Source organism: Kitasatospora sp. NPDC127116, from assembly GCF_042677365.1.
Lineage (GTDB): Bacteria > Actinomycetota > Actinomycetes > Streptomycetales > Streptomycetaceae > Kitasatospora > Kitasatospora lactacystinica.
Window position 1 is genome coordinate 66,533 of the sequence record NZ_JBHXTL010000020.1, and the last position, 23,770, is coordinate 90,302.

The 23,770-nt window shown below is 73.3% G+C and carries 22 protein-coding genes and 1 rRNA gene; 16 read left to right on the forward strand and 7 right to left on the reverse strand.

Features of this window, described 5'->3' with window-relative positions:
• Positions 1 to 40: 40 nt before the first annotated feature.
• Complete coding sequence (locus tag ACFVHV_RS11880) at positions 41 to 322, reverse strand: HPr family phosphocarrier protein (RefSeq protein WP_049653316.1); 282 nt, start codon at positions 320 to 322, stop codon at positions 41 to 43.
• 228 nt (positions 323 to 550) lie between these two features.
• On the opposite strand from ACFVHV_RS11880, the gene ACFVHV_RS11885 reads away from it, so the two are divergent.
• The 4 genes from ACFVHV_RS11885 (at position 551) to ACFVHV_RS11900 (ending at position 6,017) form a co-directional block, all read left to right on the forward strand.
• A complete protein-coding gene (locus tag ACFVHV_RS11885; RefSeq protein ID WP_359913257.1) occupies positions 551 to 3,367 on the forward strand; it encodes a GNAT family N-acetyltransferase in 2,817 nt (938 codons plus the stop codon).
• A 91-nt stretch (positions 3,368 to 3,458) separates the two neighbouring features.
• Positions 3,459 to 4,058 carry a DUF5998 family protein gene (locus ACFVHV_RS11890; RefSeq protein ID WP_359913254.1) on the forward strand — a complete coding sequence of 200 codons (600 nt, stop codon included), beginning with the start codon at positions 3,459 to 3,461 and terminating at the stop codon, positions 4,056 to 4,058.
• Positions 4,059 to 4,102: 44 nt separating this feature from the next.
• The gene (locus ACFVHV_RS11895; RefSeq protein WP_359913253.1) at positions 4,103 to 5,290 is read left to right on the forward strand and encodes a nucleotide pyrophosphatase/phosphodiesterase family protein; all 1,188 of its coding nucleotides are present in this window, start codon (positions 4,103 to 4,105) and stop codon (positions 5,288 to 5,290) included.
• A gap of 70 nt (positions 5,291 to 5,360) precedes the next feature.
• On the forward strand, positions 5,361 to 6,017 hold the full coding sequence (locus ACFVHV_RS11900) for a thymidine kinase (RefSeq protein ID WP_359913251.1): 657 nt from the start codon (positions 5,361 to 5,363) through the stop codon (positions 6,015 to 6,017).
• Positions 6,018 to 6,105: 88 nt separating this feature from the next.
• On the opposite strand, the gene ACFVHV_RS11905 is transcribed toward ACFVHV_RS11900, so the two are convergent.
• Positions 6,106 to 6,849: a VOC family protein gene (locus ACFVHV_RS11905; RefSeq protein WP_359913263.1), complete on the reverse strand. Its 744-nt coding sequence runs from the start codon at positions 6,847 to 6,849 to the stop codon at positions 6,106 to 6,108.
• 239 nt (positions 6,850 to 7,088) lie between these two features.
• Here ACFVHV_RS11905 and ACFVHV_RS11910 point away from each other — a divergent pair, with 239 nt between their 5' ends.
• Positions 7,089 to 7,967: a sulfurtransferase gene (locus ACFVHV_RS11910; RefSeq protein WP_380350887.1), complete on the forward strand. Its 879-nt coding sequence runs from the start codon at positions 7,089 to 7,091 to the stop codon at positions 7,965 to 7,967.
• A gap of 96 nt (positions 7,968 to 8,063) precedes the next feature.
• On the opposite strand, the gene sepH is transcribed toward ACFVHV_RS11910, so the two are convergent.
• Positions 8,064 to 9,143: a septation protein SepH gene (gene sepH, locus ACFVHV_RS11915; RefSeq protein WP_359913245.1), complete on the reverse strand. Its 1,080-nt coding sequence runs from the start codon at positions 9,141 to 9,143 to the stop codon at positions 8,064 to 8,066.
• A 517-nt stretch (positions 9,144 to 9,660) separates the two neighbouring features.
• Here sepH and ACFVHV_RS11920 point away from each other — a divergent pair.
• On the forward strand, positions 9,661 to 10,554 hold the full coding sequence (locus ACFVHV_RS11920; RefSeq protein WP_380350889.1) for a hypothetical protein: 894 nt from the start codon (positions 9,661 to 9,663) through the stop codon (positions 10,552 to 10,554).
• A 12-nt stretch (positions 10,555 to 10,566) separates the two neighbouring features.
• On the opposite strand, the gene ACFVHV_RS11925 is transcribed toward ACFVHV_RS11920, so the two are convergent.
• Together ACFVHV_RS11925 and ACFVHV_RS11930 are read right to left on the reverse strand one after the other, a co-directional pair.
• Entirely contained in the window at positions 10,567 to 11,889 is a 1,323-nt protein-coding gene (locus ACFVHV_RS11925) for a D-arabinono-1,4-lactone oxidase (RefSeq protein WP_359913239.1), read from the reverse strand.
• 105 nt (positions 11,890 to 11,994) lie between these two features.
• The gene (locus tag ACFVHV_RS11930) at positions 11,995 to 13,263 is read right to left on the reverse strand and encodes an MFS transporter (RefSeq protein WP_359913237.1); all 1,269 of its coding nucleotides are present in this window, start codon (positions 13,261 to 13,263) and stop codon (positions 11,995 to 11,997) included.
• Positions 13,264 to 13,394: 131 nt separating this feature from the next.
• On the opposite strand from ACFVHV_RS11930, the gene ACFVHV_RS11935 reads away from it, so the two are divergent.
• Positions 13,395 to 14,537 carry a ferrochelatase gene (locus tag ACFVHV_RS11935; protein WP_359913235.1) on the forward strand — a complete coding sequence of 381 codons (1,143 nt, stop codon included), beginning with the start codon at positions 13,395 to 13,397 and terminating at the stop codon, positions 14,535 to 14,537.
• A gap of 103 nt (positions 14,538 to 14,640) precedes the next feature.
• Entirely contained in the window at positions 14,641 to 15,459 is an 819-nt protein-coding gene (locus ACFVHV_RS11940) for an inositol monophosphatase family protein (protein ID WP_359913233.1), read from the forward strand.
• Between the two features lie 164 nt (positions 15,460 to 15,623).
• Here ACFVHV_RS11940 and ACFVHV_RS11945 read toward each other — a convergent pair whose 3' ends face one another.
• A complete protein-coding gene (locus tag ACFVHV_RS11945; RefSeq protein ID WP_030057688.1) occupies positions 15,624 to 15,809 on the reverse strand; it encodes a hypothetical protein in 186 nt (61 codons plus the stop codon).
• A gap of 444 nt (positions 15,810 to 16,253) precedes the next feature.
• On the opposite strand from ACFVHV_RS11945, the gene ACFVHV_RS11950 reads away from it, so the two are divergent.
• The 4 genes from ACFVHV_RS11950 to ACFVHV_RS11965 all read left to right on the forward strand — a co-directional run bounded on the left by ACFVHV_RS11950 (position 16,254) and on the right by ACFVHV_RS11965 (position 20,270).
• Positions 16,254 to 16,907: a response regulator transcription factor gene (locus ACFVHV_RS11950; protein WP_359913230.1), complete on the forward strand. Its 654-nt coding sequence runs from the start codon at positions 16,254 to 16,256 to the stop codon at positions 16,905 to 16,907.
• A 73-nt stretch (positions 16,908 to 16,980) separates the two neighbouring features.
• Entirely contained in the window at positions 16,981 to 18,279 is a 1,299-nt protein-coding gene (locus tag ACFVHV_RS11955; RefSeq protein ID WP_359913228.1) for a HAMP domain-containing sensor histidine kinase, read from the forward strand.
• 232 nt (positions 18,280 to 18,511) lie between these two features.
• A complete protein-coding gene (locus tag ACFVHV_RS11960; RefSeq protein ID WP_359913225.1) occupies positions 18,512 to 19,498 on the forward strand; it encodes an acyl-ACP desaturase in 987 nt (328 codons plus the stop codon).
• Between the two features lie 472 nt (positions 19,499 to 19,970).
• Positions 19,971 to 20,270, forward strand: a complete 300-nt coding sequence (locus ACFVHV_RS11965; protein WP_329924615.1) for a DUF4193 domain-containing protein — start codon at positions 19,971 to 19,973, stop codon at positions 20,268 to 20,270.
• Positions 20,271 to 20,556: 286 nt separating this feature from the next.
• Here the strand turns inward: ACFVHV_RS11965 and ACFVHV_RS11970 are convergent, their stop codons facing one another.
• Positions 20,557 to 21,006 (reverse strand): DUF3093 domain-containing protein, encoded by a 450-nt coding sequence (locus tag ACFVHV_RS11970; protein WP_380350893.1) that lies wholly within the window; start codon positions 21,004 to 21,006, stop codon positions 20,557 to 20,559.
• Between the two features lie 135 nt (positions 21,007 to 21,141).
• On the opposite strand from ACFVHV_RS11970, the gene ACFVHV_RS11975 reads away from it, so the two are divergent.
• From ACFVHV_RS11975 to ACFVHV_RS11990, 4 genes are all read left to right on the forward strand, one after another.
• Positions 21,142 to 21,720: a PaaI family thioesterase gene (locus tag ACFVHV_RS11975; protein ID WP_380350905.1), complete on the forward strand. Its 579-nt coding sequence runs from the start codon at positions 21,142 to 21,144 to the stop codon at positions 21,718 to 21,720.
• Positions 21,717 to 22,184 carry a dUTP diphosphatase gene (dut, locus tag ACFVHV_RS11980; RefSeq protein WP_030239204.1) on the forward strand — a complete coding sequence of 156 codons (468 nt, stop codon included), beginning with the start codon at positions 21,717 to 21,719 and terminating at the stop codon, positions 22,182 to 22,184. The genes ACFVHV_RS11975 and dut overlap by 4 nt, the downstream gene beginning before the upstream one ends.
• 69 nt (positions 22,185 to 22,253) lie before the next feature.
• Positions 22,254 to 23,057, forward strand: a complete 804-nt coding sequence (locus ACFVHV_RS11985) for a DUF3710 domain-containing protein (protein ID WP_359913217.1) — start codon at positions 22,254 to 22,256, stop codon at positions 23,055 to 23,057.
• A 436-nt stretch (positions 23,058 to 23,493) separates the two neighbouring features.
• A 16S ribosomal RNA gene (locus ACFVHV_RS11990) occupies positions 23,494 to 23,770 on the forward strand; the annotation flags it as partial.

Sequence of the window (23,770 nt, forward strand, 5' to 3'; positions counted from 1 at the left end):
ACGGTGTGGCGGCACCCCGATCGGGTGTGTGCTGCGAGGCTCAGGCCGCGGCGGGGAGCTCGTCGAGGCCTTCGGAGACGAGCTTGGCGAGGCGGTCGAGGGCGTCGTCGGCGTTCTCGGCGTCGGAGGCGAGGATGACCTCGTCGCCGCCCTGGGCGCCCAGGCCGAGGAGGCCGAGCATGGAGGCGGCGTTGACCGGGTTGCCGCCGGGCTTGGCGATGGTGATCGGCACGCCGGTGGCCGTGACGGCCCGGACGAAGACGGAGGCGGGACGGGCGTGCAGGCCCTCGGCCCAACCGATGGTGACGCGGCGCTCAGCCATGAGACGTGCCTTTCCGGTGAAGCTGGTCACGGCCGTGCTCAGGGGGAGCGGGGGAAGCGGCCATGTTGTCTAGACCAGTGTTGCACGCAGGCGGCCCCTGGAAACCGCCGCGTTCAGGAGTTGTGATTGTTTCTTTTCGGGGCATAAAACCCGGTCGATGGCGCTGTCCACCCTGCCGTGAGCACGCGCCCGGCGCCATTCGGCCCGCCGCCGGATAACCTGACGAATGTGGAAGACCCCGCGGTGGCGAACCCCGAGCAACCCGACTATCCGCAGCACTGGGAAGCGGACATCCTGCTGCGTGACGGCGGCACGGCCCGGATCCGGCCGATCACCCCCGCCGACGCCGGCCGGCTCGTGGAGTTCTACGAGCAGGTGTCGGACCAGTCCAAGTACTTCCGCTTCTTCGCCCCATATCCGCGGCTCTCCGACAAGGACGTCCGCCGCTTCACCCACCACGACTTCGTGAACCGGGTGGGCCTCGCGGTGGTGGTCCGGGACCGCTTCATCGCCACCGTCCGGTACGACCGGATCGACGCCGAGGGCCGCCCCTGCGACACCGGCACCGACGCCGAGGTGGCCTTCCTGGTGCAGGACGCCCACCAGGGCCGCGGCGTGGCCTCCGCCCTGCTGGAGCACATCGCGGCGGTCGCGCAGGAGCGCGGCATCCGCCGCTTCCAGGCCGAAGTGCTGCCGGAGAACCGGAAAATGGTGAAGGTCTTCACCGACGCCGGGTACACCCAGCACCGCAGCTTCGCCGACGGCGTGGTGCACCTGGAGTTCGACCTCGAACAGACCGACCGCTCGCTCGCCGTGATGCGCGCCCGCGAGCACCGCGCCGAGGCGCGCTCGGTGCAGCGGCTGCTCACCCCGCGCTCGGTGGCGGTGATCGGGGTCTCCCGCACCCCGCAGACCGTCGGCCGGGCCATCCTGCGCGACCTGCTGGGGGACGACGCCCCGGCCGACCGCGCGGTGTACGCGGTGAACCGCAACGCCGCGCCCGGCACCGAGCTGGACGGCGTCCCGGTCCACCGTTCGATTCTGGACATTCCCGGACCGGTGGACCTCGCCGTGATCGCCGTCCCCGAGGGCGCCGTCCCGGCCGCCGTCGCCGAGTGCGGCGCCCACGGGGTGCAGGGCCTGGTGGTGGTCACCGCCGGCTACGCGGAGACCGGCCCGGAGGGCCGGGACCGCCAGCGCGCGCTGGTCCGCCAGGCCCGCGCGGCCGGCATGCGGGTGATCGGCCCGAACGCCTTCGGCCTGATCAACACCGACCCGCAGCACCCGCTGAACGCCTCGCTCGCCCCGCGCCTGCCCGGTAGCGGCGGCTTCGGGATCTTCTGCCAGTCCGGCGCGATCGGCGTGGCCCTGCTGGAGGCCGCCCACAAGCGCGGCCTCGGCGTCTCCTCCTTCGCCTCGGTCGGCAACCGCTCCGACGTCTCCGGCAACGACTTCCTCCAGTACTGGGCCGAGGACGACGCCACCCAGGTGGTGCTGCTGTACCTGGAGTCCTTCGGCAACCCGCGCAAGTTCACCCGGATCGCCCGCCGGCTGGCCGCCGTCAAGCCGGTCGTGGTGGTCAAGGGCGCCCGGCACACCGGCAGCCTGCCGCCCGGCCACGCCGTCCCCGCCACCGCCACCGGCCTGCGCGACGCCACCGTGGACGCGCTGTTCGAACAGGCGGGCGTCACCCGGGTGGCGACGATCACCGAGCTGTACGACACCGGCGAGCTGCTGGCCCAGCAGCCGCTGCCACCGGGGGACCGGGTCGCGGTGGTCGGCAACTCCGACTCGCTCGGCCTGCTCACCTACGACGCCCTGCTGAGCGCCGGCCTGCGCCCGTGCACTCCCGTCGACCTCACCACCGCCGCGACCGGCGAGAACTTCCGGATCGCGCTGGACGTCGCGCTCGCCGACCCGGCCGTGGACGCGGTGATCGCCGTCGCCATCCCGCCGATCGGCACCTCCGCCCACGCCTTCATGGGCGGCCGGCTGACCGGCGAGGACGACCCGGCGATGGGCTCGGACGACCCGGAGATCGCCGCCGCCCTGCTCGAAGCGGCCCTGCGCGCCCGGGAGCTGGGCAAGCCGCTGCTGCTCACCCACCTGGCGCTGACCGACCTGCCGACCCGGCTGCGCCCCGGCGGCATCCCCGCCTACGCGGCGCCCGAGCGGGCCGTGAACGCCCTCACCCACGCCGTGCACTACGCGCAGTGGCGCCGCCGCACGGCCGAGGCCGAGGAGACGGCGCGCGTCCCCGAGCTGGACCGGATCGACGAGCCCGGCGCCCGCCGGCTGGTGGAGGCGGCGCTGAGCACCCGGGCCGCGGTGGCCGCGCGCACCCAGCCCGGCGGCGCCCGGATCACCCTGCCCGAGGCCGGGGCCCAGGAGCTGCTGGCCCGCTACGGGATCGACGTCTCCCCGGTGCGGCCGGCCCCGGACGAGGAGACGGCCGTACGGGCCGCGGGGACGCTCGGCTACCCGGTGGCCCTCAAGGCGACCGCCCCGCACCTGCGCCACCGCCCCGACCTGGGCAGTGTCCGGCTGGACCTGACCGACGAGGCGGTCCTGCGCCGCGCCCACCGCGAACTGGACGCGCTGCTCGGCGGCGCCGCGCAGGCCGAGCTGGTGGTCCAGCGGATGGCGCCGCGCGGCGTGGACACCGTGATCGCCGCCACGGTGGACCCGGCGGTCGGCGCGATCCTCTCCTTCGGTCTGGCCGGTGCGCCGGCCGAACTGCTGGGCGACACGGCGCACCGGCTGGTTCCGGCCACCGACCAGGACGTCGCCGGGCTGATCCGGGAGGTCCGGGCGGCGCCGCTGCTGTTCGGCTGGCGCGGCGCCGAGGCGGTGGACACCGGCGCGCTGGAGGAACTGCTGCTGCGGGTCTCGCAGCTGGTGGACGACGTTCCGGAGATCGCCTCGGTGGATCTCGAACCGGTGGTCGTGGCCCCGCACGGACTGGCGATCCTGGGGGCGCGGGTACGGGTCGCACCCCTGCCGGTCCGCAGCGATCTGGGCCCGCGCGCGATGAGCACGCTGTAACCTTCCTTGGTTGCGCCCTGCCCGGGCGCTGTTGTCCGAAGCTCGGCGCCGTGCCGCCCGCTTCGTCGGCGGACCATGCCAGGATGGAGATATGGCGAAGACCGGTACCACCACCACTCAGGACCTGCGCTCGGCTATCGAGCGCAGCGGCTACTACCCGGCCCTGGTGTCCGAGGCGGTCGAGTCCGCGGTGGGCCCGGAGCCGATCAGCTCCTACCTGGTGCACCAGGAGACGACGTTCGACGCCAACGAGGTGCGCCGGCACGTGACGGTGCTGGTGCTCACCCCGACCCGGTTCGTGGTGAGTCACACCGACGAGCAGTCCGGGGCCGAAGGCAGCCCGGCGGTGCCGTTCGCGACGACGTCGACGGAGAGCGTCCGGCTGGACCGGATCGGTTCGGTCGTGCTGAGCCGGATGGTGGCGAACCCCGAGACGTACACCCCGGGCACCCTGCCGCGCGAGGTGGTGCTGACGATCGGCTGGGGCGCGGTGCAGCGCCTGGACCTGGAGCCGGCCGGCTGCTCGGACCCGAACTGCGAGGCCGACCACGGCTACACCGGCTCGGCCACGGCCGACGACCTCTCCCTGCGGGTGAGCGAGGCCGGCGACGGCCCGGAGACGGTGGCCCAGGCGCTGGTGTTCGCCCGGGCGCTGTCCGACGCGACGATCAGCACCAGCCCGCGGGTCTGAGCTCCGCCGCATCCGACCGACCGCACCGCTACGAATCCGGTTCCATGTCCTTCGTTCCTGCCGACGGCTACGACGCCTTCGAGATCCTTGACCCGGCCACGGCCCCCGCGCCCCCGTACGGCAGCGGCTCGCTGTGCGACCTGCTGCCCTCGGTGGCGGCGGGGCTGGGCGTCCCCGGGTTCACCGCGACGCTCCCGATCGCCCCGGCGGACCGGGTGGTGGTGTTCCTGGTGGACGGCCTGGGCTGGGAGCTGCTGCTGCGCCACCCCGAGTACGCGCCGTTCCTGTCCTCGCTCGTCGGGAGTTCGCTGGGCGGCAGCGGCCGTCCGCTGACCGCGGGCTTCCCGTCGACCACGGCGACCTCGCTGGCCTCGGTCGGCACCGGCACGCCGCCGGGCCTGCACGGCCTGGCCGGGTACACGGTGGCGGTACCGGGCGCCGGCTACCTGATGAACCAGCTGCGCTGGCAGCCGCCGACCGACCCGCACGCCTGGCAGCCGTACCCGACGGTCTTCGAGCGGACCCACCAGGCCGGGGTGGCGACCGCGCAGGTCTCGTCCCCGCTGTTCGCCCAGACCCCGCTGACCAGGGTGGCGCTGTCCGGCGGCACCTTCCTCGGCCGCACCACGGGCGAGGAGCGGATGGACCTGGCGGCCTCCTGGCTGGCCGAGCACGACCGGGCGCTGGTGTACACCTACGTCAGCGAGCTGGACGGTGCGGGCCACCGCTTCGGGGTGGACTCGGACGAGTGGCGGATGACGCTGGACGCGGTGGACCGGCTGGCCCGCCGGCTGGCCGCGCAGCTGCCGCCGCGCTCGGCGATGTACGTGACGGCCGACCACGGCATGATCGACATCGCGCCGGAGGACCGGATCGACTTCGACGAGGACTGGGAGCTGGGCGCCGGCGTCGCCCTGCTCGGCGGCGAGGGCCGGGCCCGGCACGTGTACGCGGTGCCCGGTGCGGCGGCCGATGTGCACGCGGTCTGGAGCGAGGTGCTGGGCGACCGGATGTGGGTGGCCACCCGGGACCGGGCGATCGAGGCGGGCTGGTTCGGTCCGACGGTGGACGAGCGGGTGTACGCCCGGATCGGCGACGTGGTGGCCGCGGCGCGCGACGACATCGCGATCGTCGCCTCCCGCAACGAGCCCGGCGAGTCCGCGATGATCGGTCTGCACGGTTCGATGACCCCGGTCGAGCAGTTCGTGCCGCTGCTCGAAGTCCGCGGCTAGCCGGGCCGCGCCGCCCACTTGACTTATCTGTGCCCGAACTCCCTTGATTTGAAAGGCCTTTGCTCCACCCATGGCTGAACTGGTGTTCTTCTCGGGCACGATGGACTGCGGCAAGTCGACGCTGGCGCTGCAGATGGACCACAACCACACCGCGCGCGGCCGGCAGGGCGTGATCCTCACCCGCAACGACCGGGCGGGCGCGGCGACGATCTCCAGCCGGCTGGGCCTGCGCGCCGACGCGGTCGAGGTGACGGACGACTTCGACTTCCACGCGCACGTCGTGCAGCGGATCTCGGCCGGCGGGCGGGTGGACTACCTGATCTGCGACGAGGCGCAGTTCTTCGCCGCCGAACAGGTCGACCAGCTGGCCCGGGTGGTGGACGAGATGGGCATCGACGTCTACACCTTCGGCATCACCACCGACTTCCGCACCCGGCTGTTCCCGGGCTCGCAGCGGCTGATCGAGCTGGCCGACCGGGTGGAGGTGCTCCAGGTCGAGGCGCTGTGCTGGTGCGGCGCCCGGGCCACCCACAACGCCCGGACGGTCGGCGGCGTGATGGTGGTCGAGGGCGCGCAGGTGGTGATCGGCGACATCTCGGTGGACCGGGACGAGGTCGGCTACGAGGTGCTGTGCCGCCGCCACCACCGCCGCCGGCTGACCGCCGCGACGGCGCGCGCCTCGGTGCTCTCCCCGGACGTGCTGCCCTTCGAGGAGCAGCAGGCCTGAGGGGAAGATCGGCAGGCCGGAGCGGAGCAGCAGGCCCGGGAGGGCCGGCGGCCCGCAGGCACCGGCGCCCCCCGGACGGCCGCGGCCGCTACGGAATCACTTCCAGCACGGAGAAGTGCCCGCCCTGCGGGTCGGCGAGCCGGGCGGCGCGGCCGCGGGCGGTGTCGTGCGGTTCGACCAGGACCCGGCCGCCGAGCTCCACGGCGTGACGGGCGGCCAGCCCGGCGTCGCGGACCACGAAGTGGGTGCGCCAGCGCGGCGGGTGGCCGCGCAGCTCGGCGCGGTGCCGGATGCCGGCGACCGGCCGCTCGTTCACCAGCAGTGCGGTCTCGTCCGCGGTGGAGCGGACCGGGCGGCCGAACACGGTGGAGTAGAAGGCGGCGGCGCCCTGTGCGTCGGGGGTGAGCAGTTCGGCCCAGGCCGGGGCGCCCGGTTCGCGGCCGGCCTCCCGGCCGAGGTGCTCCTCGCCCTGCCAGAGGCCGAAGACCGCACCGGAGACGTCGGCGGCGATGGCCATCCGCCCGGCGCGTTCGGCCTGGAGCGGTCCGACGGCGACGGTCCCGCTGCACTCGCGGACCAGCTGGGCGGTGCGGTCGGCGTCGTCCACGGCGAAGTAGGTGGTCCACTGCACCGGGAAGCCGGTGGCGGTGGAGACGCCGAGGCCGGCCACCGGCGCCCCGTCGAGCTCGGCCCGGACGTAGTCGCCGAGCTGCCCGGGCCCGGGCGTGTACGTCCAGCCGAGCAGGGCGCCGTAGAAGGCGCGGGCGCCGGGCAGGTCGTCGGTCAGCAGGCTGACCCAGCAGGGCGTGCCCTGGGCCAGTCGGAGTTCCACCGCGGGCAATGCGGGCCTCCTCGTGGGTGGTTGGCGCACGGAAATCCACGCGCGCGAGGGTGATGCTTCCACCCTGGCGGGCGCCCAACCCTCGGGCCGCGCGGAGAATCCGGCAAAGACCCCACAAAGAGCGGCGGTTCGGGCGTGTCCCGACGGATTCCGTCGGATTCCGCGGGTCGGACCGCGGCGAGGAGCCGGATGCCCCGCCGCGGGGGCCGCGCTGCGCGACAATGGCCGCCATGACCACCACCTACAACGACGGTTCCCCGCTGATCTCCGCGGCCGAGCTGCGGGAGGCGCTGGCCTCCGCGCTGCCGCCGGTGCTGCTGGACGTGCGCTACCAGCTGGTCGGCGCCGCGCCGGGCGGCCCGACCGCGGCCGAGGAGTACCGGGCCGGTCACCTGCCCGGCGCCCACTTCGTCGAGCTGGACCGGGACCTGGCCGCCCCGCCCGGCGCCCCCGGCCGGGGCGGTCGCCACCCGCTGCCGGACCCGGAGGAGTTCGGCGCGGCGATGCGCCGCTTCGGGGTGAGTGCGCTGCGCCCGGTCGTGGTGTACGACGGCGCGGCCTCGATGGCGGCGGCCCGGGCCTGGTGGCTGCTGCGCTGGGCCGGGCACCGGGACGTCCGGGTGCTGGACGGCGGGTTCGCGGCCTGGCAGGGGGCCGGGCTGCCGGTGTCGACCGAGCCGCCGGAGCCGGGGGAGGGCGACTTCAAGCCGGTGCCGGGGCAGCTGCCGACGGTGGACGGGGACGGCGCCGCGGCCTTGGCGCGCGGCGGCCTGCTGCTGGACGCCCGGTCCGGGGAGCGCTACCGGGGCGAGAGCGAGCCGGTGGACCCGCGGGCCGGGCACATCCCGGGCGCGGTCTCGGCGCCGACGGCCGGGAACGTGGGCCCGGACGGCCGGTTCCGGCCGGCCGCCGAGCTGGCCGCCCGGTTCCGGGCGCTGGGCGCGGGGGAGCGGGAGACCGCGGTGTACTGCGGTTCGGGCGTGACGGCGGCGCACCAGATCCTGGCGCTGGAGGTGGCGGGTCTGCCGGCCGTGCTGTACCCGGGCTCGTGGAGCGAGTGGTCGAGCGACGAGTCGCGTCCGGTGGCGGTCACCGAGCAGCCGGGCTGAGCCTGCGCGCACCCTGCGGCGGGATCCCCCGACGGGTGCGCAGCGGTAGGGGGCGCCGGCTCGGCCGACGCCCCCTACCAGCGTGCTGCTGCGCTACTACTCCTGCTTCTTGCGGCGGCTGCCGAAGACGATCTCGTCCCAGCTGGGCACGGTGGCCCGGCGGCCGGGCCGGACGCCGTCCGCCTCGGCCTGCCGGTCGGTGGTGCCGACCAGGCGCTCACGGTGCGGGGCGACGGCGCGCGGCATCAGGATGTCGGCGTAGGCCGAGCCCGCGCCGACGGCCGGGGCGGCCGCCGCAGCGGCCTCCTCGCTCTCCTCGGCGACCTCGGCGGGCACCGGTTCGATCGGGGCGGGGGCGCCGACGGCGAGGTCGCCGCGGAAGGCGGGGACCACGTCGAGCAGGCTGGTCAGCGAGTCCCGGGCCTCGGCGGTGGCCTCCCGCGACTCGCGGACCTCGCGGGCCGACATGATGCGGTCGGCCGAGGGCCGGTCGATCATCGGGCGGGGCGGCCGCTCGTGGGGGAGCCGGGCGATCCGCGGGATGAACGGGAAGACCGACTCCTCCTCGCGCTCGACGTTCTCGCCGATCAGCGCGCGGGCCTCGTCGTCGTTGGGCTGGACCAGGCGCCGGGGCGGGTCGTACGTCCAGGAGGCGCTGCGGCCCTCGCCGTCGGCCCGGTAGGAGAGGATGACCTCCCAGGTGCCGTCGTCGCGCCGCCAGGAGTCCCAGCGCTCGGTCTCCTTCTCGGCGCCGCGCAGCGCGAGCCGCTCGGCGACGGCCTCGCCGAGCTGCGGACCGGGGGACTCGCCGTTGCGGCGGATCGCGGTCTTGCGGGCGCGCTCGGCCATGAAGGCGCGCTCGGCGAGCACCGGGCCCTCGAAGCGGCGGACGCGGTCGACGGAGATGCCGGCCGCCTGGGCGACCTCCTCGGCGGAGGCACCGGCTCGTATCCGGGCCTGGATGTCCCGGGGCCGCAGATGGCTCTCGACCTCGATCTCGATCTGGCCGAGGCGCGGCCGGTCCCCGCGGATGGCGGCACGCAGCCGCTCATCGATGGGAAGGGTGTACTCCGTGCTGTCGGCAGCCTTGAGCACCAGCCGTGTGCCGTCGTTGCTGACGGCCACAACCCGCAGTTCGGGCACGGTTACCTCCCGGGTGGTGCCTGCCGACGTCACCTGCGTCGCTGCTCCCGTACTGAGTGTGGCCTGCCCACTGGCGACTGGCCACAACCTTGCTGAGTTCCCCGGCGTGTCGGGCTTATGCCCGCGCGCGCCGCTGTGGCACGGTTGCCTTTTTGCCACGCCGTCCGTCGGCGTCGCGCCTGGGTGTCCCGGCCGTCCTCGCACGCGGAGTGTTCGCGACGATCCGGGACCGGCGTCGCCGTGCGTGCCCGTTCAGTGGCTCCTCGTCAAGCTACCGGTGTAGACGTAGTCGACAAGTCGACCCAAGGCTCGGGCTTTACGAACAGTACTCCATTCGTGGCATCCAGCGGGGCGGCTCGCCGCTCAAGTCTCCCGCGATTCACGGGAATCTCAAGAGCGCGCTCCCCCAATGGCGGACCACCGTCGGATGAACGGTGATCATCTTCACACAATCCGGGTGCGGAGAACCGCATTTTCGTCCCTTGTGTCCTTCTTTGTGCAAGATGGAGAGCCTTGTTCGAGGAACAGTCGTACGGACCGAGGGATGTTGATGCCGGAGCGGAGCCCCGCCGAGGAGGGCGGAAAGGTCAAGGAGGAGCGCAGGCGCATCGATCTGAGTGTGGCTCAGGTCGCGGCGAGTGCGCTGGCCACGGTGGTGGGCGCGCTGCTGGCCTCCGAGCTGGGGGTGTACGGCACGATCCTGGGCGCCGCCGTGGTGAGCATCGGGGCCACCACCGGTGGCGCGGTGTTCCAGCACATCTTCAAGCGGACCGGTGAGCAGCTGCGCGAGGCGGTGGACCGGGGGCCGAACCAGGCCGTCAACACCCTGCGGCAGGCGCCGGTGGAGACCGGGCCGTCCGGGACGCGGGCGCAGCCGCCGGTGATCACCTCGGAGTGGAACGAGCCGCAGGTGGTGCGGGCGCGCCGGCGGTGGGGCTGGAAGACGTACGCGGCGGTGTCCGGGCTGGTCTTCGTGCTGGCGATGGCGCCGATCGTGGCGTTCGAACTGGCCACCGGGCAGCCGGTGTCGGCGACGGTCAAGGGCGAGTCCGGCAACGGCACGTCCTTCGGCGGGGCGCTGACGTCCAAGTCCGACAAGTCCGACCGGCCGCAGGACGCCCCGACGGACCGGCCCGCCCCGGGCGGCCGCCCGGGCCAGGACACCGCACCGTCCGGCGGGGCCTCGGCCCCGGCGACCACCCGGCCGAGCCGGGAGCCGGGCGACACGCCGAGCACCGGCGCGGGGACGGCCTCGCCCTCGGCGGGCCCGGGCGCGACCCCGTCGGCCGGCGCCTCCCCGTCGGCGGGCGGCGGGAAGCCCGGCGGCGGCACGACCCCGCAGCCGCCGGCGCCGAGCGACGCCCCGGCGAGGGAGCCGCTGAAGGAGCCGGCGAAGGCACCGGTCGCCCCGCCGTCGGCCGACGGGGCCGCCGCGACCTCCTAGGACATGCGCCGGTCAGGCGCCCAGCACCCGGCGCAGGTAGTCGTTGCCGAACACCCGCTGCGGGTCGACCTCGTCGCGCAGCGCGGTGAAGTCGCCGAAGCGCGGGTAGACGCCGGCCAGGTACTCGGCGTCGCGGGTGTGCAGCTTGCCCCAGTGCGGCCGGCCCTGATGGGCGGTCATCAGCTGTTCGACGCCGGTGAAGTAGCCCTGGTCGGCGGTGCCCCGGTAGAGGTGGACGGCGATGTAGGCGCTGTCCCGGCCGGAGGCGGTGGAGAGCCAGAGGTCGTCGGCGGGGGCGAAGCGCACCTCGACCGGGAAGCTGACCTTCCAGTCGGAGCGCTCGACCAGGGCCTTCAGTTCGCGCAGCACCTCGCCGACGGCCGCGCGCGGCACCGCGTACTCCATCTCCACGAAGCGGACCTTGCGCGGGCTGGTGAACACCTTGTACGCGGTGTCGGTGAAGCTGCGCTCGGACCAGGCCCGGCTGGCCATCGAGGCGATGGAGGGGATCGAGCCGGGGAAGCGCCGGCCGACCCGGCAGGCGCCCTCCCAGACGGTGTTGGAGAGGAAGTCGTCCTCCAGCCACTCCTTGAACCGGGGCAGCGGGGCGGCCGGGCCCTGACTGCGGTTGTTGCGCTTGGTGGCGCAGCGGTCGGTGTGCGGGAACCAGTAGAACTCGAAGTGCTCGTTGACGGCGGTGAGGTCGTCCAGGCGCTCCAGCACCTCGTCGAAGCCCATCGGCTGTTCGTGCGCGGTGAGCAGGAAGGCCGGCTCGACGCCGAAGGTGAGCGCGGTGATCACGCCGAGGGCGCCGAGGCCGAGCCGGGCGCCCTGGAAGAGCCGGGGGTTCTCGGTGGGGGAGCAGCGCCGGACGGTGCCGTCGGCGAGGACGATCTCCAGGGCGCGGATCTGGGCGGCCAGCGAGCCGGAGTCGCGGCCGGTGCCGTGGGTGCCGGTGCTGGTGGCGCCGGCCACGGTCTGGACCTCGATGTCGCCCATGTTGGTCAGCGAGAGGCCCTCGGCGGCGAGGACCCGGTTGAGCCGGTGCAGCGGGAGGCCGGACTCGACGGTGATGGTGCCGGCCTCGCGGTCGATCCCGCGGACGGCGGTGAGCGCGTGCGGGCGGATCTGGACGCCGTCGCCGGCGGAGGCGATGGAGGTGAAGGAGTGGCCGGAGCCGACGGCCTTGACGGTGCGGCCCTGTTCGGCGGCCCGCAGGATCTCCTTGGCCAGTTCCTCCGCGGTGCCGGGGGCGGCGGCCCGGGCGGGCCGGGCGCTCTGGTTGCCGGCCCAGTTGGTCCACCGGGCGGGGGTCGCGGTACTGGCCTGGGGCATTGCGCTGCCTCCTGCTCCGTGGCCGAACGGGTCGGCGCGGTCCGGGGCGGCGCTACCGCCCTACCCGCCGGTACGGCCCGCGGGTAGGGCGAGAGACTAGTCAGTTCACCGGTCGGCGTCTACGGGTCGTCCGGCCCCGTCGGCCGCAGCCTCGGCGGTGGGTTCGGTGGCCAGTCCGGCGCGCAGCCGGGCGAGGCCGGCGAGGGCGGCGACCACGCCGAGCAGGCCCGCGGCCAGCGGCACCCAGTAGCCCGCGGCGGCTCCGGAGGCGTCGACCACCCAGCCGCCGGCCGAGGACCCGACCGCGACGCCGAGGGCCAGGCCGGTGGTGGTCCAGGTCATGCCCTCGGTCAGCTGGGAGGCCGGGACGAGCCGTTCGACCAGGGCCATCGCGGTGATCAGGGTGGGGGAGATGGCGATGCCGGCGATCAGCAGCGCGGCGCCGACCGCGACCAGCCCGCCGACGCCGTGCACCGCGTGTGCGACCAGCAGCAGCGGAACCATGCTGACCGCCATGAACAGGACGCCGACGAGGAAGCGCACCGCCATCGAGCCGGTGAGCTTGAGGGTCCCGAAGACCACCCCGGCCAGGCAGGAGCCGAGCGCCCACAGGGCGAGGATCACGCTGGAGATCGACTTGTGGCCCTGGGCCTCGGCGTAGGCGACGGTGACCACCTCGACCGAGCCGAAGATCGCGCCGGTGGCGACGAAGGTCACGATCAGCACCTGGAGGCCGCGGTTGAGGATGACCGAGCCGCCCGCGTGCCGGGCGGCCGGGTGGACCGGCGGCTCGGTGGAGCGCTGCCCGGCGAACAGCAGCACGCCGACGGCGAGGAAGATCCCGGCGAGCAGCACGCCGGCCTCGGGGAAGACGGAGGTGGCCAGGCCGATGGAGAGGATCGGGCCGACGATGAAGCAGACCTCGTCGACCACGGCCTCGAAGGAGTAGGCGGTGTGCAGCTTGCCGGTGTCCTCGCGGTAGAGGTGGGCCCAGCGGGCGCGGACCATCGCACCGGTGCTGGGCATCACTCCCATGCCGGCGGCGAAGAGGAACAGCGTCCAGTCCGGGGCCTCCAGCCGGGCGCAGAGCAGCAGGCCGGTGACGGCGACGATGGTGATCGCCATGGCGGGGACGATGATCCTCCGCTGGCCGTGCCGGTCCACCAGCCGGGAGACCTGGGGGCCGAGGATCGCGGCGGAGACCGCGAGGCAGGCGGAGACCAGGCCGGCCACTCCGTAGGAGCCTCTGAGCTGGGACAGCATGGTCACGATGCCGATCCCGGTCATGGAGATCGGCAGCCGGGAGACGAAGCCGGTGGAGGAGAAGGCCAGAGTGCCGGGGGAGGCGAATATCTGGCGGTAGCTGGACAGCACGGGAGCTCCGGGCAGGGGAGTAAGGAACAAGGCTGGCAAACACAGCTTACGTACGTTGGCAAACGGTATTTTCCGGACACCCGCGCGGCCCCCGCGACGGCACCCGGCCCCTCAGTGGCAGGATCGGTGCCATGTCCGACGCGCGCAAACCCTCCCCCTCCGGCGCCGCCCCGTACGACGCCCTGCTGCTGCTCTCCTTCGGCGGGCCCGAGGGGCCCGAGGACGTCGTCCCGTTCCTGGAGAACGTCACCCGCGGCCGCGGCATCCCCAAGGAGCGGCTGAAGGAGGTGGGCAAGCACTACTTCATGTTCGGCGGGGTCAGTCCGATCAACGGGCAGAACCGCGAGCTGCTCGCCGCGCTGCGCAAGGACTTCGCCGAGCACGGGCTGGACCTGCCGGTGTACTGGGGCAACCGGAACTGGGCGCCCTACCTGGTCGACACCCTGCGGGAGCTGGCCGCCGACGGCCACCGCCGGATCGCGGTGCTCGCCACCAGCGCCTACGCCGGCTACTCGGGCTGCCGCCAGTACCGGGAGAACCTGGCCGACGCGCTGGCCGCGCTCGCCGAGGAGGGCGTGCCCGCTCTGCGGGTCGACAAGCTGCGGCACTTCTACAACCACCCGGGCTTCGTCGAGCCGATGACCGACGCCGTCCTGGCCGCCCTGGAGGAGCTGCCCGAGGCCGTCCGTCCCGGCGCCCGGCTGGCGTTCACCACCCACTCCGTCCCGGACTCGATGGCCGAGACCTCCGGCGCCCCGGACGACCCGGCCCGCGGCGAGCCCGGCGGCGCGTACGTCGCCCAGCACCTGGACGTGGCCCGGCTGATCGCCGCCGCGGTGGCCGACCGCACCGGCGTGGCCGAGCGGCCGTGGGAGCTGGTGTACCAGAGCCGCAGCGGGGCCCCGCACACCCCGTGGCTGGAACCCGACGTCTGCGACCACCTGGAGGCCCAGCACGCCGACGGCGCGCCCGCCGTGGTCATGGTCCCGATCGGCTTCGTCTCCGACCACATGGAGGTCAAGTACGACCTCGACACCGAGGCCGTGGCCAAGGCCGCCGAGCTCGGCCTGCCGGTGGCCCGGGCCGCCACCGTCGGCGCCGACCCCCGGTTCACCGCCGCGGTGCGCGAGCTCGTCCTGGAGCGGGCCGCCGTCGAGCGCGGCGAGCGGGTGACCCGCTGCGCCCTCGGCACCCTCGGCCCCAGCCACGACGTGTGCGCGGTGGCCTGCTGCCCGAACCCGCGCGCCCCGCGTCCGGCGGTCGCCGAGCACTGACCGCCCGTCCCGCGCGGCCGGTCCGTCCCGCGTGCCCTGGCCGCCCCGCGCGCCCCGTCCGTCCTGCCGTCCCGTCCGTCCCGTCGCTCCGGAGGAGAACCCCGTGCCCACCCCCGCCCTGTCCGACGACCGGCTCCTCGACGACCTGCTGGAGGTCGCCCTGGACGCGGCCCGGCAGGCCGGCGCGCTGCTGCGCGACGGCCGCCCCGCCGACCTCGGCGTGGCCGGCACCAAGAGCAGCCCGGTCGACGTGGTCACCGAGATGGACCTCGCCTCCGAGAAGCTCGTCCTGGAGCTGATCACCGACCGCCGCCCGGAGGACGGCTACCTCGGCGAGGAGGGCGCCGAGCGGCCGGGCACCAGCGGGGTCCGCTGGGTCGTGGACCCGCTCGACGGGACGGTCAACTACCTGTACGGGCTGCCCTCCTGGGCGGTCAGCGTGGCCGCCGAGGTGGACGGCCGCGCGGTCGTCGGCGTGGTGTACGCCCCGGCCCGCGGCGAGCTGTTCCACGCCGTCCTGGGCCGCGGTGCCCGCCTCGACGGCCGGCCGGTCTCGGCCCGCCCGGCCCCGCCCTGGGGCCAGGCGCTGATCGCCACCGGTTTCAACTACGTCCAGTCGGTGCGGGTCCGGCAGGCCGAGGTGCTGCTGGCGCTGATGCCGCAGGTGCGCGACATCCGCCGGGGCGGGGCGGCCGCGGTGGACCTGTGCGACGTCGCCGCCGGGCGGCTGGACGGCTACTACGAGCGCGGCCTCGCCCCCTGGGACCGGGCGGCCGGCTGCCTGATCGCCGCCGAGGCCGGGGCCCTGGTCGGCGGCCGTCCCGGGCACGGCCCCGACGGCGAGCTGACCGTGGCCGCCGCCCCCGGGGTGTACGAGCCGCTCCAGGAGCGGCTGGCCGCGCTGCGCGCCTGGGCGGACTGACCGGTTCCGGCCGCCCCGCCCGCGGAACCCGCGGGTCCGGGCGGGGCGGCCCCGGACATGCGAAGAGCCCTGGCATACGGGGAATGCCAGGGCCTGGGTTTCGCACGGCCCCCGCAGGGCCGCTGGTGCCGGAGATCCGGCGACTGGTCGGTGTGCCGGACGGGTCAGGCAGCGGTGCGGTGGCGCTCCAGCACCGTGTCCACGCCGTGCTCGGCGGCGAGTCGGCGGAGGTCGTCCAGCTCGGACTGCTCCACCTCGGCGAGGAACTCGTCCCCGGCCTCGATCGCGCGGTGCAGATCCTGCTCGGCGTTGGCTATGCGCTGCAGGATTCCGGCCTTGAAGGCGTCCATACGGGCCCCCTTACTGTGTCGGACGTGCACGGTCGTGCGCTCTCCGCCCCGAGGAGGTCCAGCCGGTGAAAGCACCGAGCCCGGATGGTGGTGAAGGTCCGGATAGGTGCGGAGACGGCCCTTCGGCCGCTCCCGGTGATGTCCCAGCCCCAGGGCCGGCGCGGATGAACGCACGGCGGGTGGGTGCGACCGGCCGTCAGCCAGATCGCGGGTGTGCAGCTGTCCTCCCCGCCCCGGAGGGCGGGAAACCTCCCGGCGGAAGAAAGTTGCCTGTGTCACAGTCCAAGCGGAGTGCTGCGGGTGCGAACGGTGACGGCCGGGGGCTCCGGCTCCGTGCCCGAGGGGCAGCTTATCGCTGCTTTACCGCCGGACCAGGCAGGATGGAGGCACCGTCGGAGCCGCGCGTCCGCTTTCCGGGGCCGGCCTGGAGAAGGGACAACGACCGTGCGGGTTCTCGTCGTCGAGGACGAGCAGCTGCTTGCCGAGGCCGTCGCGACCGGCCTGCGCCGCGAGGCGATGGCCGTCGACGTGGTGTACGACGGGGAGGCCGCGCTCCAGCGCATCGCGGTCAACGACTACGACGTCGTCGTCCTGGACCGCGATCTTCCGCTGGTGCACGGGGACGACGTCTGCCGCAAGGTGGTCGAGCAGGGCCTGGCCACCCGGGTGATCATGCTGACCGCCTCCGGCGACATCAGCGACCGGGTCGAGGGCCTGGAGATCGGCGCGGACGACTACCTTCCGAAGCCGTTCGCCTTCAGCGAACTCGTCGCCCGGGTAAGGGCGCTGGGCCGCCGTGCGACCGTCCCGCTGCCCCCGGTGCTGGAACGCGCCGGCATCTCGGTCGACCCCGGCCGGCGCGAGGTGATCCGCGACGGACGCACCGTCCAGCTCGCCCCCAAGGAGTTCGCCGTCCTGGAGGTGCTGATGCGGGCCGGCGGCGCCGTCGTCTCGGCCGAGCAGCTCCTGGAGAAGGCCTGGGACGAGCACACCGACCCGTTCACCAACGTCGTGCGCGTCACCGTGATGACGCTGCGCCGCAAGCTCGGCGACCCGCCGGTGATCGTCACCGTGCCGGGCTCCGGCTACCGGATCTGACGACCGGAGTCCGCCCGACCCCGGACTCCCCGCCGTACGCGCCCGCCCCGGCGGACGCCCCGAGAGGACCATCATGACCACCCCGCCCCCGGCCGGCGGGGCCTCCGGCGCGCCCGCCGGCGGCCCGCGTGCCGTCCCGCCGAAGCCCCTGACCCCGCCGCGCGTCCACCGCCCCGGGCACTACACCCCCGGCGACGGCATGCTCGCCTGGCTGCCCTTCCGCCCCACCATCCGGATGCGGCTCACCCTGCTCTACGGCGGGATGTTCCTGATGGCCGGCGTGGTGCTGCTGCTCCTGATGTACGTGTTCTTCCAGGACGCCGTCTCGTACCTGGCGCCGCGCAAGCTGGTCTTCGACGGCAGCCTCCGGGTCACCAGCCCCGACGGCGTCAGCACCACCATGAACAGCGCGGACTACAACCAGTGGCAGGCCGCCGACTACCTGGCGCGCTCGAACTCCGCGCTCAACACCCTGCTGCGCAAGTCGCTGACCATGCTGGTCTGCCTCGCCGTGATCGCCTTCGCGGCGGGCTACGCGATGGCCGGCCGGGTGCTGCGCCCGCTCGGCCGGATCACCCGCACCGCCCGCGACGTGGCCTCCTCCGACCTGCACCGCCGGATCGAGCTGGACGGCCCGGACGACGAGCTCAAGGAGCTCGCCGACACCTTCGACGGCATGCTGGACCGGCTGGACCGCTCCTTCGACTCCCAGCGGCGCTTCGTCGCCAACGCCTCGCACGAGCTGCGCACCCCGCTGGCGATCAACCGCACCCTGCTGGAGGTCCAGCTCTCCGACCCGGCGGCCTCGTCCGACCTCCAGCAGCTGGGGAGGACCCTGCTGGCCACCAACGAGCGCAGCGAGCAGCTGGTCGAGGGCCTGCTGCTGCTCGCCCGCAGCGAGAACGAGCTGACCGACCGGCGCCCGGTGGAGCTGTCCGAGGTGGCCACCCGGGCGCTGGAGCAGACCCGCGGCGAGGCCGACAAGCGCGAGGTCGAGCTGCGCGCGAAGCTCGATCCGGCCATGGCCGCCGGCAACGGCGTGCTGCTGGAGCGCCTCGCGCTCAACCTGCTGCAGAACGCCGTGCGCTACAACACCCCGGGAGGCTGGGTCGAGCTGGCCACCACGGCGGTGCCCGGCGGCGGCGAGCTGGTGGTCTCCAACACCGGCCCGATGGTGCCCGGGTACGAGCTGGAGCACATCTTCGAGCCGTTCCGCCGGATCAAGGGTGCCGACCGCACCCGCAGCGACAAGGGGGTCGGGCTCGGCCTGTCCATCGTCCGCTCGGTGGTGCGCGCCCACGGCGGCACCATCGAGGCCACGCCGCGCGCCGGTGGCGGACTCACCATGAGGGTCCGCATCCCCTCTCCGTAAGGGTCGAACGACCCTTCCGTAGGCGACCGTTCCCAGCCGCCCCCGCCAGGCCCGTCAAGACGACATAAGGCCTGGCGGGGGCGGCTTGTCTTTTCCGGCCCGAGCAACTTACGGTGTCGTAACCTACGCAACCGTAGGTGAATCCGTCGGCGGCCCGTCGGCGGGTCCGCACGAAGTGTCCCCGTCTCAACGCGCCCGTCCCAGCGCGTGCCGTCCCCTCAGGAGCAAGACCGTGACCATCGCCCCTGTGCAGAGCAGCAGCTCCCCGCTCGTCGCGAGCGGCTGGACCGACGCGCGGCTGATCCTCGCCCTCGAAGAGGTCGTCGAGAAGGAGCTCAACCGCCACCTGGCCGTGGCGAAGGAGTGGATGCCCCACGAGTTCGTCCCGTGGAGCCAGGGCCGCGACTTCGACGGCGTGCTGGGCGGCGAGGCCTGGTCGCTGGAGCAGTCCCGGGTGACCGCGGTGGGCCGGGTGTCGCTGGTGGTGAACCTGCTGACCGAGGACAACCTGCCCAGCTACCACCACGAGATCGCGACCATGTTCGGCCGCGAGGGCGCCTGGGGCACCTGGGTGCACCGCTGGACGGCCGAGGAGGGGCGCCACGGGATAGCGATCCGCGACTACCTGCTCGCCACCCGGGCGGTCGACCCGGTGGAGCTGGAGCGGGCCCGGATGAGCCACATGTCCGAGGGCTTCGAGTCCGACAACGCGCACAGCATGCTGCACTCGGTCGCGTACGTGGCCTTCCAGGAGCTCGCCACCCGCATCGCGCACCGCAACACCGGCAAGTACGCCGGCGACCCGCTCTGCGAGCAGCTGCTGGCGAAGATCGCCAACGACGAGAACCTCCACATGGTCTTCTACCGGAACCTGCTGAAGGCCGCCCTGGAGATCGCCCCGGACCAGGCCATGCGGGCCGTCGCCGACGTCGTCACCGACTTCCGGATGCCCGGCCACGGAATCCCCGGCTTCGAGCGCGCCGCCGCGCAGATCGCCATCGGCGGGGTGTACAACCTGCGTATCCACCACGACGACGTGCTCCAGCCGGTGCTGCGCCACCTCAAGGTCATGGAGATCGGCGGGCTCGGCCCGGAGGGCCTGCTGGCGCAGAACGAGCTGGGCGTCTTCCTGGACGGGCTGGACGATCAGGCCCGGAAGTTCGAGGAGCGCCAGGCCGCCCTGCTGGCCCGCCGCGCGGCCCGGAGGACCGCCGGCTGAGGCCCGGCACCGGGCGGTCGGAGTGGGTGGATTTTCCGTGATTTGACCAGGAAGATTCTTAACGTGACCAAGCTCACATCGTGTCGCTCCGCGATTCCGGGCAACCCCGGAGAGTGATCACCGGCCCAGGGGTGCCGATCGCCGTCCGTGACCGGATTTCGGCCCCCGGCCGGTCCGCGGGATCGGTCGGTCTCCCTGGTGGGCACGGGATTTCTCAGGCGCCCGCACCGGTCTTGCTCACTGTCCGTGTCTGGTTTATCGGGTCCGACAGGGGTCGGCGATGGCCCAGCGTGAGGCCTTCCGCAGGCCCGGGGATCACCCCGATGGAGCCCGGGCTGAGTGTCGATTGAGTAACAGGGCTTGAAGTAAGGCAAAATCTCCGCCTCGGGTCGGGCACAAGACCGACCCCCCATGCGTTACGTGCGCTGGAGATACCGCACACACCGCACAACCCGGAGGGGGAGAGCGACAAATGGCAACCGACTACGACACCCCACGCAAGACCGACGATGACGTCAACGAGGACAGCATCGAAGAGCTCAAGGCTCGGCGGAACGACAAGGGCGGCAGCTCTGTCGACGTCGACGAGTTCGACGCCGCGGAGGGCATGGAGCTTCCCGGCGCCGACCTCTCGAACGAGGAGCTCGCCGTCCGTGTCCTGCCGAAGCAGGCCGACGAGTTCACCTGCATGAGCTGCTTCCTGGTTCACCACCGCAGCCAGCTCTACAGCGAGAAGAACGGCAACCCGATCTGCCGGGACTGCGGCGCCTGAGCACCGCGGCGGACAGGGCCCGGTGCCCGCGGCTGCGCCCGCGGGACCGGCACACCGCTCCTTCCGGCCCCGGGCAGCGGGGCCGGACGGCAGGTCCGGGTACCGTCCGGCAGGACGGGCCCGGCAGGACGGAGTCGGCCGGGAACCCGGTCAGGACAAAGTCGTAGGGACGGTCCCGCAGCAGCGGAACCGTCCCTCTCCGTTTGTCCGGCCTCTTCGGTCCGTCCGGCGTCTTCGTCCGGCCCGGGTCCTGGCCCGGCCGGCTCACGGCCGGCTCGGGCCCGCCTCAGGTGCGGGCGCCGCGCCGGGCGTCCTCCAGGGCCTCCGCCAGCTTCATCGGCGAGCGGGTCGACAGGTACAGGTACGGCGTCGGGTCGGCCGGGTCGGTCACCTCGACCCGCAGTGCCGTCGGGACGTAGCTGCGCAGCAGCATGAAGGCGCGCGGATCGGCCTTCGGGCCGCGCCAGGCCGCCGCCTCGGCGGGGCTCAGGGCCTGAGCGTCGCCGAGCGCGTCCACCGGGATCCGGGCCGGGCCGGCCACCAGTGAGCCCTGGACCACGCGGATGCGGGCCGAGCCGTAACTGCTGATCGCGACCGCGCCGGCGGCGATGCCGACCACCAGCCCGATCAGCGCGGCCGGACCGCTGACCCGGATCAGGATCAGCGCGAGCGTGAGACCCACCGCGATCGGGAGCAGCCACCAGGAACGCGGCACCGTGAGGCGTTCGTCGTACATGCCCCCCATTGTGGTCGCCCTGACGTCCGGCGCGGGACGCCACCCCCACCGGAGGCCCCCTACCCCTGGGTAGGGTTGGCCCCCGTGACCGGTACGACAGCCCCCAGCACCCCCACCGACCGGCCGGCGCCCGTCATGCCGCCGACCCCGACCACCCCGCCGCCGGACGCCGTCCTGCCGGAGCGCCACCCCCGGGCGCCCGCCCCCGGCACCCGGCTCGGCTCCCACTACGAGCACTGCTTCGGCTGCGGCCCGCAGCACCCCGGCGGCCTGCGGATCGACGCGGTCGCCGGCGAGGGACTCGACGTCACCGCCGAGTTCGCCGTCCGCGACGCCCACCAGGGCGGCCCGGGCCTGGCCCACGGCGGGCTGCTGACCACCGCCATGGACGAGACCCTCGGCACGCTCAACTGGCTGCTGCACGCCCCCGCCGTGACCGGCCGGCTGGAGACCGACTTCCTCAGCCCGGTACCCGTCGACTCGGTGCTGCACCTGCGCGCCTGGATCACCGGTGTGTACGGCCGCAAGATCTACAGCGCCGCCGAGGCGCGGATCGGCGGCCCGGACGGACCGCTCGCCGTCCGCGCGCAGGCCCTCTTCATCCAGGTGAAGCTGGAACACTTCACCACGCACGGTCGTCCCGAGGACATCGAGAAGGTCCTCGACGACCCGGATCTGATGAAGCGCGCACGAGCCTTTGAGGTGAACCCTTGAGTGATACCCCCCGCCCGCAGCTGGACGTCCTGATCAAGCGCATCGACCCCGAGCTGCCGCTGCCCGCCTACGCGCAGCCCGGGGACGCCGGTGCCGATCTGCGCACCACCGTCGACGCCGAGCTGGCGCCCGGCGAGCGGGCCGTCCTGCCCACCGGCATCGCCGTCGCCCTGCCGGACGGCTACGCGGCCTTCGTCCACCCCCGGTCCGGGCTCGCAGCTCGTTGCGGCGTTGCCCTCGTGAACGCCCCGGGGACGGTCGATGCCGGGTACCGTGGAGAGATCAAGGTGATCGTCGTCAATCTGGACCCGCGCGAGGGGGTCAGCTTCCGCCGAGGGGACCGGATCGCCCAGCTGGTGATCCAGCAGGTCGAGAAGGCCCGTTTCCACGAGGTGGAGGAGCTGCCTGGGTCGGCACGTGCCGAGGGCGGGTTCGGGTCGACCGGCGGCCACGCCGCGGTCTAGCATGCCCGCGGCCTCGCAGGAAGCCGAGCAGGTATTCGCATCGGTCTTGGACCGGGAAGGACAGTGACCGTGTTCCGTCGTCGCCAGAAGAGCGAGGACGCTGTCGAGCAGCTCGCCGACGACGCCATCAGCGCCGACGAGACGGCCGATGACGTCGAAGGTTCCGCCGAGAGCGAGAACGTGACCGAGCTGGACCCGGCCGACAGGGTCGGCCTGCCGCCGGCCCCCCGGCCGGACGGTCCGTGGGACCACTCCGAGCTCGAGAACCCCGAGGAGGGGCGAGTCGACCTCGGGGGTCTGCTGGTCCCCGGTGTCGAGGGCATGGAGCTGCGCGTCGAGGTCGCCGGTGACGCGATCGTGGCCGCCACCCTCGTGCTCGGCAACAGCGCCATCCAGCTCCAGGCCTTCGCGGCCCCGAAGTCCGAGGGCATCTGGGGGGAGGTCCGGGAGGAGATCGCCAACGGCATCACCTCGCAGGGCGGCCTCATCGAGGAGGAGGAGGGCCCGCTCGGCTGGCACCTCCGCGCCCAGGTCCCGGTGCAGCTGCCGGACGGCACCCAGGGTGTGCAGCTGGTGCGGTTCGTCGGCTGCGACGGCCCGCGCTGGTTCCTGCGCGGTGTGATCTCGGGCCAGGCCGCGGTGCAGCCGGAGATGGCCGGGATCCTGGAGCAGGTCTTCCGGCAGACGGTCGTCGTGCGCGGCGAGTCCCCGATGGCTCCCCGTGACCCGATCGTCCTGAAGCTTCCCGAGGATGCCCAGATGGTCGCCGACGGTGGCGGGGCCGCCGCCGCCGGCGGCGAGGGCGACAACCGCTTCGGCGGCACCTCGCTCGACCCGTTCGCACGCGGTCCGGAGATCACCGAGGTCCGCTGACCCGGCTCCGACCGGCCTCGACCGGCACCGATCGCCCCTGCCCGGATCCCCGGGCAGGGGCGATTTGCATGTGACGGGCCGGTCCCCGTACAGTTCCGGAGTCGCCGCGGGAGACCGGGGCGGCAAAGCGGAAAGCAAATCCGATGAATGAAACTCCGGAAAACGGAGCGGAAAACATCTGATAAGCTGGAAACACGAAAGAACGAAGCCCGGAGGGTCCGCTGGAAGGCGGTCCGAAGGAAGCGTCCGTTCCTTGAGAACTCAACAGCGTGCCAAAAGTCAACGCCAGATATGTTGACATCCCCGGCCTTAGGTTTCCTGGGGTTGGAGATTCCTTTTGAAACAAACACTAGCGAGGACGCAGTGCGCGGGGCCGCCCTATTCCGGTGGTTGCCGTGCCGCTCAACGCGGGTGTCGACCCGATTACGGGTAAACATTCACGGAGAGTTTGATCCTGGCTCAGGACGAACGCTGGCGGCGTGCTTAACACATGCAAGTCGAACGGTGAAGCCCTTCGGGGTGGATCAGTGGCGAACGGGTGAGTAACACGTGGGCAATCTGCCCTGCACTCTGGGACAAGCCCTGGAAACGGGGTCTAATACCGGATACGACCTTCCCCTGCATGGGGGTTGGTGGAAAGCTCCGGCGGTGCAGGATGAGCCCGCGGCCTATCAGCTTGTTGGTGGGGTAATGGCCTACCAAGGCGACGACGG